Annotated in this window: 9 protein-coding genes; 2 read left to right on the top strand and 7 right to left on the bottom strand. The window is 24.3% G+C overall.

Going from position 1 to position 10,278, the window contains the following annotated elements; all coding sequences use genetic code 11:
• The first annotated feature begins 207 nt into the window (after positions 1-207).
• The gene (locus LPC13_RS15980) at positions 208-1,464 is read left to right on the top strand and encodes a methionine gamma-lyase family protein (RefSeq protein ID WP_394371342.1); all 1,257 of its coding nucleotides are present in this window, start codon (positions 208-210) and stop codon (positions 1,462-1,464) included.
• A gap of 39 nt (positions 1,465-1,503) precedes the next feature.
• Here LPC13_RS15980 and LPC13_RS15975 read toward each other — a convergent pair whose 3' ends face one another.
• Both LPC13_RS15975 and lexA read right to left on the bottom strand, forming a co-directional pair.
• Positions 1,504-2,382: a DUF3267 domain-containing protein gene (locus LPC13_RS15975; protein WP_005212927.1), complete on the bottom strand. Its 879-nt coding sequence runs from the start codon at positions 2,380-2,382 to the stop codon at positions 1,504-1,506.
• A 67-nt stretch (positions 2,383-2,449) separates the two neighbouring features.
• A complete protein-coding gene (lexA, locus tag LPC13_RS15970; RefSeq protein ID WP_005212925.1) occupies positions 2,450-3,052 on the bottom strand; it encodes a transcriptional repressor LexA in 603 nt (200 codons plus the stop codon).
• A gap of 158 nt (positions 3,053-3,210) precedes the next feature.
• Between lexA and LPC13_RS15965 the strand changes: the two genes are divergently transcribed.
• On the top strand, positions 3,211-3,591 hold the full coding sequence (locus LPC13_RS15965) for a hypothetical protein (protein WP_234089010.1): 381 nt from the start codon (positions 3,211-3,213) through the stop codon (positions 3,589-3,591).
• 123 nt (positions 3,592-3,714) lie between these two features.
• Here LPC13_RS15965 and LPC13_RS15960 read toward each other — a convergent pair whose 3' ends face one another.
• The 5 genes from LPC13_RS15960 to LPC13_RS15940 all read right to left on the bottom strand — a co-directional run bounded on the left by LPC13_RS15960 (position 3,715) and on the right by LPC13_RS15940 (position 10,095).
• Positions 3,715-4,692 (bottom strand): tyrosine recombinase XerC, encoded by a 978-nt coding sequence (locus LPC13_RS15960; protein ID WP_040419287.1) that lies wholly within the window; start codon positions 4,690-4,692, stop codon positions 3,715-3,717.
• Between the two features lie 564 nt (positions 4,693-5,256).
• Positions 5,257-5,445: a hypothetical protein gene (locus tag LPC13_RS15955; protein WP_005212918.1), complete on the bottom strand. Its 189-nt coding sequence runs from the start codon at positions 5,443-5,445 to the stop codon at positions 5,257-5,259.
• Between the two features lie 111 nt (positions 5,446-5,556).
• A complete protein-coding gene (locus LPC13_RS15950; RefSeq protein WP_005212916.1) occupies positions 5,557-6,165 on the bottom strand; it encodes an acetate uptake transporter in 609 nt (202 codons plus the stop codon).
• Between the two features lie 71 nt (positions 6,166-6,236).
• Complete coding sequence (locus LPC13_RS15945) at positions 6,237-8,156, bottom strand: ABC-F family ATP-binding cassette domain-containing protein (protein WP_005212914.1); 1,920 nt, start codon at positions 8,154-8,156, stop codon at positions 6,237-6,239.
• Positions 8,157-8,256: 100 nt separating this feature from the next.
• Positions 8,257-10,095, bottom strand: coding sequence for a hypothetical protein (locus LPC13_RS15940; protein WP_005212912.1), 1,839 nt, complete (start codon positions 10,093-10,095; stop codon positions 8,257-8,259).
• Between the last annotated feature and the right edge of the window lie 183 nt (positions 10,096-10,278).

Below are 10,278 nucleotides of genomic sequence, written 5' to 3'. Positions count from 1 at the left end.
TAATATTAAATTTTATCCACAACTAATAATAGAAAAACCCTCTGTTTTTAAACAGGGGGTTTTTCAACAAACTGAAAGATGAAAGTTTTACTTTCATCTTTTTTCTAATTTAAAACAAAAATCTTTATATTTAGACTTTTATTATATATAATAGGTATTGAAATAATGAAATAGAGGAGTAGTAAGATGTTAAAAAATACTGAAAAAATGATGATAGAAACATATGGCATAAAAGAAAATGCCTTTGAAATTTATAAAAAGGCTTTAGCGGATGTAGAAGAACAATTTAAGCTATATGATGAAATAAGAGAATATAATCAATTAAAGGTTTTAAATGCTTTCCAAGAAGAAAGAATAAGTGATATGCATTTTACTAATTCATCAGGGTATGGATATGATGATATAGGAAGAGATACATTAGATAAAGTATACGCAAGAATTTTTAATACTGAAAGTGCATTAGTTAGACCTCATTTTGTTAATGGTACTCATGCAATTGGTTGTGCGCTAATGGGCAATTTAAGAACTGGGGATACAATGGTATGTATTACTGGTGCACCTTATGACACACTGCATAATATTATAGGAATAAGTGGTAAAGAAAATATAGGTTCTTTAAAAGAATATGGTGTTAATTATAAGCAAGTAGATTTAAAAAATGGTACATTCGATACTGAAAAAATTATAGAAGTTTTAAAAGAAGACCATAGTATAAAATTAGTACATATACAAAGAAGTACTGGATATGGATGGAGAAAATCTTTCCTAGTATCAGAAATAGGAGAAATCATTTCTGTAATTAAAGGGATAAGAGAAGATGTTTGTATATTTGTAGATAATTGTTATGGTGAATTAATAGATACTATAGAGCCAACAGATGTTGGAGCAGACTTAGTTGCAGGTTCTTTAATTAAAAACTTAGGTGGTGGTATTGCACCTACTGGAGGATATATAGCAGGAAAAACTAAATATGTTGAGCAAGCAGCATTTAGATTAACTACACCTGGAATAGGAGGGGAGTGTGGATCAACATTTGGTGTAATGAGACAATTATATCAAGGATTATTTTTAGCCCCACATATAGTTATGGAAGCATTAAAAGGGGCAGTTTTTTGTGCTAGAGTAATGGAGCTTGCTGGCTATGAAGTTTTACCTAAGTATGATGATAAAAGAAGTGATATAATTCAAGCTATTAAATTTGGAGATAGAGAAAAACTTATTAAATTCTGTAAGGGAATACAAAAGGGTTCTCCAATAGATTCATTTGTTGAATGTGAACCATGGGCAATGCCGGGGTATAATGATGAAGTTATAATGGCAGCAGGTGCTTTTATTCAAGGATCATCAATTGAATTATCTGCTGATGCACCTATAAGGGAGCCATATATTGCATATCTTCAAGGTGGTCTTACATTTGATCATGCTAAAATAGGTACATTAATATCTTTAAATAGTATAATTTAAATTATAAAAAGGTCGTATAAAATGGTACGACCTTTTTTGTTATTTTATATCAGAGTTTATAGTATTATCTATAGGTGGTTCAGAAACTACATTAGTAAAATCATCATTTTTTAAATCTTTGGGAGAGTCATCGCTTTTAAACTCTAAGGTATCTTCAATGTTATTAAAATTATTGGAATTATCGAATAATTCTAATTGATCTATATCAAAATCAGTATCAATAAGATTATCTAAAGTAATCTCATTATTACTAACATCATTAATATCAGTATTATTAACGTCAGTAGTAACCTCCATTATATCAGATGAAGTATTTTCTAAAAGATAATCGTAATTATTAGGAATAATAAATAGTGATTTACATCCATTATTAGTATCTGAGATTAATTCTAAAATAATATTTAATAAATCTTCAGAAGATAATATTGCATTTGCAAATGAGAGTGCATATAAATTTAAATTAAAACCTATAACAGATATAATAATTAAAGGAATAAGAGAAAATATTAAAAATGGGGTTATAAGACTAAGAAAAAGCCTAAAACTATTAATTTCTTCTGTTAATTCGCTAGTTAATAATCTATTTTTATTGAAAAAGATAAGTTTATTTACTTTATTTTTAAAAGGATTCTTATAAAAAAGTGAATGAATAAATTCATGAGGGATTTGTATTAAATAAAAAATTAAGAAATATAAAATAGCAAAGGATAGCAAATATATTTTTAATTCAGAAACTGAAGAAACATTAAAGTATATTGAATAGCCAAAACCAAATCCATAAAATAAGATAAACATTATTCTAACTAAAAGTCGTAAATTTAAATATTTATCTCTATTAAAAAACTCAATTGGACATATTATATTAGCATTATCAAAATCATATTTGTTTTTAAAAAAATGACCAATAGATATTTTCATTGAATTACACCTCGTTTTTAAAGATTAATAAAAAAGAATCATACAATAAAGTATGACTCCTTAAGTATTAATATGTCCTAAATAATCCAACTAATTTACCTAAAATAATACAATTATCAACTATGATAGCATCCATATTATCATTTTCAGGTTGAAGTCTAATATGTCCATCTTCACGATAAAATCGTTTTAAAGTAGCTTCATTTTCTATTAATGCAACTACAATATCGCCATTACGAGCTGTTTGACATTTTTCAATTATAGCTAAATCTCCATCAAAGATTCCTGCATTGATCATACTATTACCACTTATATTAAGCATAAATAATTCGTCGTTATGCTTGATATAATTTAAAGGAAGTGGAAAAATATCTTCAACATTTTCATTAGCTAAAATAGGAATACCAGCAGTTACCTTTCCTATTATAGGAACATTAACCATTTCTTTTTTTATTGAATTATCTATTATTTCTAAAGCTCTAGGCTTTGTTGGATCTCTTCTTATTAAACCCTTACCTTCTAGTCGTTTAAGATGACCATGAACAGATGACGTGGATTTTAACCCAACAGCTTCACATATTTCTCTGACAGAAGGTGGGTATCCTTTGTTATCGGTGTAAGTTTTTAAAAATTCATAAATTTCATTTTGCTTATTATTTACTTCACGCATTAGTAACACCTCACTTATTTGAGATAATTATAACATACCTAATTAGTAATATCAAACTTATGTTCTTAAAATTTAAAAAAAATGTAAAAAATTTATCTTGTAAAAATATGAATAAACTGATAGAATAAAAAAGTTAAAAACTTTTAGGTGGTGATTATATGACAAATAAATATACTGAGGATGATTATTGTGATATATACTCAAAAAAAATTTGTGATAATTGTGGAAAGTGTTTAGAGGAAAATGGGGTTGACATAAGAGCAATAAATATTGATGATATTGCTAAAACAGTTGAAGAAAACTCATTTATAGAAGATGAATTAAAAAAAGCTCTAGAATTATTAAATGAAGAAAATAGAGAAGAGGATATAGAAGAAGAGATAGATATAGATATTCAATCTGAATTAGAAGAAGATTACATAGATGCTTTTGATAACATTGTTTACTTAGATGAAATTGGAGTAGAAGAGGATTCTGAACTAGATGAATTGACAGAAGAAATATATCCAGGAATAAGAAAATTAAAAAGAAACAAATAATAAAAATAAAAGAAACATAGTTATAAATTATGTTTCTTTTATTTTTGTCTTATTATTTTAATAAATTAATAAAAAAATGCTAAAAATACGAGTGTTGAACATATGTTCTTAATAGTGTGTTTATCATATATTAGCTAAAGGATTAGAGTTTATAGCATCTCTAAGTGCATCATCATCAACATGAGTATAAATTTGAGTTGTTGAAATATTTTCATGACCAAGTATACTTTGTAAGCTTCTAATATCTACATTGCCATGTTTATACATTAATGTAGCTGCTGTATGTCTTAGTTTATGAGGAGTATATTTATCATTTAATAATCCAGCATCTTTTATATGTTTTTTTACAAGTAATTCAACAGTTCTTTTATTTATAGGCTTTCCTCTAGAAGAAAGGAATAAGAAAGCTTTGTCTTCTGTAGTTGATTTATCTTCATTTCTAATTGATATATACTTATTTATAGATGTTATACATGCGTTATTTAAATATACTGTACGTTCTTTATTTCCTTTCCCAATAATATTTAGTGTATCTCCTTTAATTTTATCAATTTTAATAGAGCATAGTTCAGATAAACGCAAACCACAATTTAAAAATAATGTTAAAATACAATAATCTCTATAATAGTTAGTATTATTTACATCTAATGAAGTTAACAAGTGTATACTTTCATCTAAGTTAAGATATACAGGGTTTCTTTTGCTTATCTTAGGTGACTCTAATTCAAGTGCTGGATTAATAGAAATTATCTTGGCTTTACCATATAAAAAGTTAAAAAAGGATTTTAAAGTAGCAACTTTTCTTGCTCTAGCATAGGAACTATTATTTCTTTGCTTTTCAACAAAAGATAAAAATGCATATAAATCAGTTAAAGTAATATCTTTAACAATATTCTCATTTATATCGGATATTATGATTTCTTCAAATTCAATATCTTTAGAAGTTTCAATACCTTTATATACTTTCAAGAATCTAAAGAATAGACAAAGATCTAGTTTATAAGCATTAACAGTATTTATAGATTTACCTTTAATAGTAGATAAATAATTAAGAAAATCTAATAGTATTACGGGAAGAGTAGAATCAGCTTTTATATCTATACCAAATTGATTAAAAGCTTGAAACTTTTCATCAGTATTTAATATTAATGCACTTTTATCTATATTTAATTTGTTAATTGTATTAGATTTATTAGCATTTTTAGCTTTTATTAATGATCTATTTAAACCTAGTTCTTTTAGCCATATTTGTATGGTTCTAACTCCAACTTTATAAATAGTAGCTAATTGACTTGAGGTTAGATTATGAATTTCAACTAATATATATAAATCCGTTATTATATATTCATATCCACGATTTATACCAAGTTCAGCAAAATTATTTTTTATGATATTAATTTTTTCAATATCAACAGCAGTTAGCTTTATAGATAATAGAGATTTTACTTCAGATGAGTATTCATAGTTCTTATATTTAAAAGTTTTTGTTCTACCTATAGCCAAAAATATTCCCCCTTAAAAATATAGATAAAATAGCATAATATATACACGAAATTTTAGAAATGTATATTTAGCGAAATTTTAATAACGAAAAAATAGTGCCTTTCTTTAGTAATATTTAATATATTATAGTTTAAATATTACTAAAGAAAGATATTTTTAAACTTATTTTTCAATTTCAATTATGTTTTTAATAAGTGATTCTTTAATAAGCTCAGATTTAGAAAAACCTTTTCTAAAATAACGAATTTGTTTATATTTTTCATTATTCATTTCAAAATCTAATATATCAATTCTATCTCCAATATAAAAAATAGGTTCTTTTTGACCTTTTATATTAATTTGAATTTTCATTAATTTCCTCCTATGTTATGTAATAAATGTATATTTATATTATACAATATATATTAACAAATAAACAATAAAAAAAGGAAAAGCTTATTTTGCTTTTCCTTTTTTTATTGTTTATTTAAATATACCAAATGGCTTTCCAACTGGTAAAAATACTTTTCCAAAGTGCTTATTTAATACTGCTGCTGCAGAACCATAGAATGACATTAAAGCAATTAATAATTCTGACCAAGCTGCTAAAGAATGAGAAATTTCAGGCATTATACCAAATGCGTTTAGTGATAAGCCTAAGAATAAACAATCAATTAAAACAAATATTGTAAATAATACTTTATGAGTTTCCATAGCTCCTATAGTCATGTAAAGTGAGAATATTAGATATGCTAAAAATGCAAATCCTAATTGCTTGCTATCAGCTGCTAAAGCTAATTTTTCTCCAAAAACACCATTTTGAATTAGCCAAGTAAAGCCCATTGAATACCAGAAGAATGCAAAAGCACCAAATGCTGTAGCACCAAATGTATTATCATGTTTAAAATCATTAATACAAGCAAATAATTGAGCAGTAGCTCCTAAGAATATTGCCCAAGGAAAAACTAATGATACTCCACTTGTTAATCCTAATTTTTGAGAAGATGCTACAAGTGTAATTACAGCAAGTCCAAATAATCCTAATGCAGATGGATCTGCAGTTACAATTTTAATCTTTTGTGTATTTTCCATAATTTCCTCCTAAAAAGTTAATCTAATAATTTCGACTTTTAAAGGTTAACAGAAAGTAAATAACTTGTCAATTATTTTTGACTGTTAAATTCTTTGATTTTTAAATCTAAATTTTCTAAATATTCTTGTCTTTCATATTTAAACATTAACTCTTCTTCTAAAGTATTTTTTTCTTTATCTAGCTCGCTTAGAAGACCATAATTGCTAGCATTTTTGCTCATCTCTTCTTCTATTGATGATATTGCAATTTCAAGCTTTTCAATATCATCGTAGATAGTTTCGAATTCTTTTTGTTCTTTAAATGTAAATTTAGGTCTTGTATCTTTATTTTTTATATATTCTTTTTTCTTTTTTTCCTTTGAAGAATTAGTATCGGCTTTATTACTATTAGAATCTTCAATCTCTTTATAAATTAAAAAGTCACTATAATTACCATTATATATAGAAATATTCCCATTATCGAAAGCAAATATTTTATTACAAATTCTATCTAAAAAGTATCTATCATGTGATACAACAATTACTATTCCAACAAACTCATCTATAAAATCTTCTAAAATTTTAAGCGTTTCAATATCTAAATCATTAGTAGGCTCATCTAAGATTAATACATTAGGTGATTCCATTAATATTCTTAAAAGATGCAGACGTCTACGTTCACCTCCAGAGAGTTTTTCTATAGGTGTATATTGTTTTGTTCCATCAAATAAGAAACGTTCTGCTAACTGAGAAGCTGAAATTTTTATACCACTATCAGTTGGTATCCACTCTCCTCCTTCTTTAATATAATCTATAGCTCTCATAGATAAATCCATATGAGAATCATCTTGTGTAAATGATTTAATTTTTACAGTGTCACCTATTATTACATCACCATTATCATTTTTTAAATCACCTGTTATTATATTTAATAAGGTTGTTTTCCCTACACCATTTCTACCAATAATACCAATTCTATCTTCTTTTAAAAAAGTATAATTGAAATTATTTATAATATTTTTATTATTAAAAGATTTGCATATATCAATAAGTTCAATTGTTTTTTTACCAAGTCTTGATCCGATGAAAGGCATATCAATCTTTGGTCTCTCTTCTATATATTCTTTGCTTACTAACTCATCAAATCTTTGTAATCTAGCTTTTTGCTTAGTTGTTCTAGCTTTAGCCCCTCTTCTTACCCATTGCAATTCTTTTGCTATAAGTTTTTGTCTTTTTTCTTCCATTGATTGTTCAAGTTCTATTCTCTCAACTTTTTTTTCTAAGTATGTTGTATAATTTCCAGTATAGGAATATAATTTTCCTCTATCTAATTCAAGAATTTTATTACTAACTCTATCTAAGAAGTATCTATCATGAGTTATCATTAATAAAGAGATATTTTTAGAGTTTAAATACTCCTCTAACCACTCTATTGATTCAGAATCAAGATGATTTGTAGGCTCATCTAAAACTAATAAATCACAAGGTTTTATTAAAGCACCAGCTAAGAATACTCTCTTTTTTTGACCACCAGAAAGTTTTCCCATCTTCATTGAATAATCAGATATTCCTAATTTATTTAAAATAGTCTTTGCTTCACTTTCTAAAGACCATAAATTTAAAGAGTCTATCTTATCTTGAAGTTTAATTAATTTATCATTTATATCAGCATCAAATTCATGGTTGTTTAAATAGTCTACTAATGACTCATATTCTTTTAATAGTTTCATTTCTAAACTATCACCATTAAATATTTGATCTATTATAGTAGAATTCTCATCAAACTTTGTATCTTGACCAAGATATTCTATTCGTACATCTTTACCTTTTGTTATATTTCCGTTGAAAAATTCATCTCTTCCAGTTATTATTTTTAATAATGTTGATTTACCGGAACCATTTAACCCAATTAATCCTATTTTATCCCCAGTATTAATTCCCAAAGAAATATTATCTAAAAGAATTGTTTCACTATAAGATTTTGATATGTTTTCAAGTGTTATTAAGTTCATAATTTTCTCCTTTGCTAACTTCTATATGACTAAAGCTTCATTGAATAATTTTAACATCAAAATTATTATATTGCAAAAAAAAGAAGCCTTAAGGCTTCTTTTATGCTAATGTTAATAAGGCATTTTGTATTTTTATTAATTCATCATTTTTATTAATCCACCAATCTCTACTCCAGATAAAAATTATATTAGAACAAGCACTCCTCAAAGTGAGAAGATTTATTAAATCATTTTTTGTAAATGAATTAATGGGATTTATATATATGATTATACTTTTAGATTCATTAGAATTTTGTTTAATTTCTATTAAATTATTATTTATTGTAATTAAATAATTAAAAGGTTTTAATAACTTAATTATTTCATTTAAAATTTTATTATTTGATATATTTAGGTTATTATTAGCATCTTTAGGTATAAAGGATTTAATATTTGAATCCTTTAAAATAAGATCAAAATTAGTAAAATAGTTTTTTTTGTTATTAATAACAGGTTCTTCTTTTAATATATAAATAGGATGTATAATATTGATAATTTTTTTTATATTATTTATAGGGTGTATTTTAGAAATTTTTATAGGTAAATTCCTTGTAATTTTGTTTGAAATTATATTGCTATACAATGGTTTGGGTGCTAATAAGCTAAATGTATTCATTAATAATGTTTTAAATGATTTTATACCATAATCTAATGAATTTAAATAATTATTAATATTATTATAGTTATTTAAAATTTTACTGTTTTTTAATTCTATCTCATAAATGGATTTATAAAAAAAGAATTCAGGTATAAATGATATAAGCTTTTTTAAAGAATCTTTATTAGGATAATATTTATAAAAATCTTCTAAAATGCTTAATTCTAATTTACTAATACTACTTACTTTCTGTTCTATTTTTAAATAATTATCATATGCCACTAATAAATTTTTAAGTTCTGCAATATAGGATTGCAATTCATCATCTTGTAATATATATTTTTTTATATTATCAAAAATATCTTCATTAAAAATTTCTTTTATGAAAGAAAATGAATTTACATATAAGTTTAAATTATCTATATTCTCCATATATTGATTGTAAATACATTCTTCTTTTTCTTTATATTCATTTAAAAGTTTTAGTTTTTCTATTTTGACTTTTTTTCTATTAAATAAATATCTAAAATTAAACTTTGAATGGGTATTGATTTTATTTAATAAGTGACTATTATGTTTTGAATTTACCTCTTTAGCTATATCTTTAAGAGTTTCCATGTCGTAGTTTTTATAATATATAGATTTATTTATAAAATCAGTTGTATACTCATTAAAAAATATAGGTGGTATAAATGCATATGAGTTATTTAATATACTACTTAATTTAGTTATAGCAGAATGGATAGTTTTTTCATCAATTTTAGAATTTAAACTTTTAAATCTAGAAGAATTTTCATATTTTTTGTATTTAATAAAAGTATCTATTAAGTTATCTTTTAATAAATTAGTAGTCGAAGTTATAATTGAATCAGTATCGTTGTCTTCAAATAAGTTTGATTTGTTTATAATATTATAAAACTCAAATTTTTCATCTTTGAATTCTATATTTGAAATTGTTTTATTGTATAAATCATTTAATGAATATAGGGAATTGTTTTTAAGTGAAAAGGTATTAAAAGTATCTAAGATCTTATTACTATCATTTTTAATTTTTCTTTGAATAACCTTTAATTTTTCTATGTTTTTATTAAATTCTATAGAATTTAATTTTAAGTTAAAATGAAAAATATCGTTATCTTCTAGAATTAAATGATATCTATTTAATATATACACTATTTCAGATAACTCATCAGATATATTAGGGTTATCTTTTATTATAAGTATTTTCTTTTTATCAAATAAATAAGTTAAAATTTCTTCAAATGCATTGTTCTCGATTATACACTTATAGAAAGTATTCATATAAACCTCAATCTTGATAAAAATTATTATTAATATATGGTATGTAAGGTTTTATAATTAGATTACTATTATAGAAAAAGGAATTATATAAAAATATAATTCCTTTTTCTCAGACTGCTGACAAAGTGTCAGTAGTCTTTAATTTTATACAAATATGTAATATAATTTAAAATATATTAATTT

Origin of the sequence: Clostridium celatum (assembly GCF_021412605.1) — a bacterium.
Lineage (GTDB): Bacteria > Bacillota > Clostridia > Clostridiales > Clostridiaceae > Clostridium > Clostridium celatum.
This window is presented reverse-complemented; position numbering and strand designations above follow the sequence as displayed.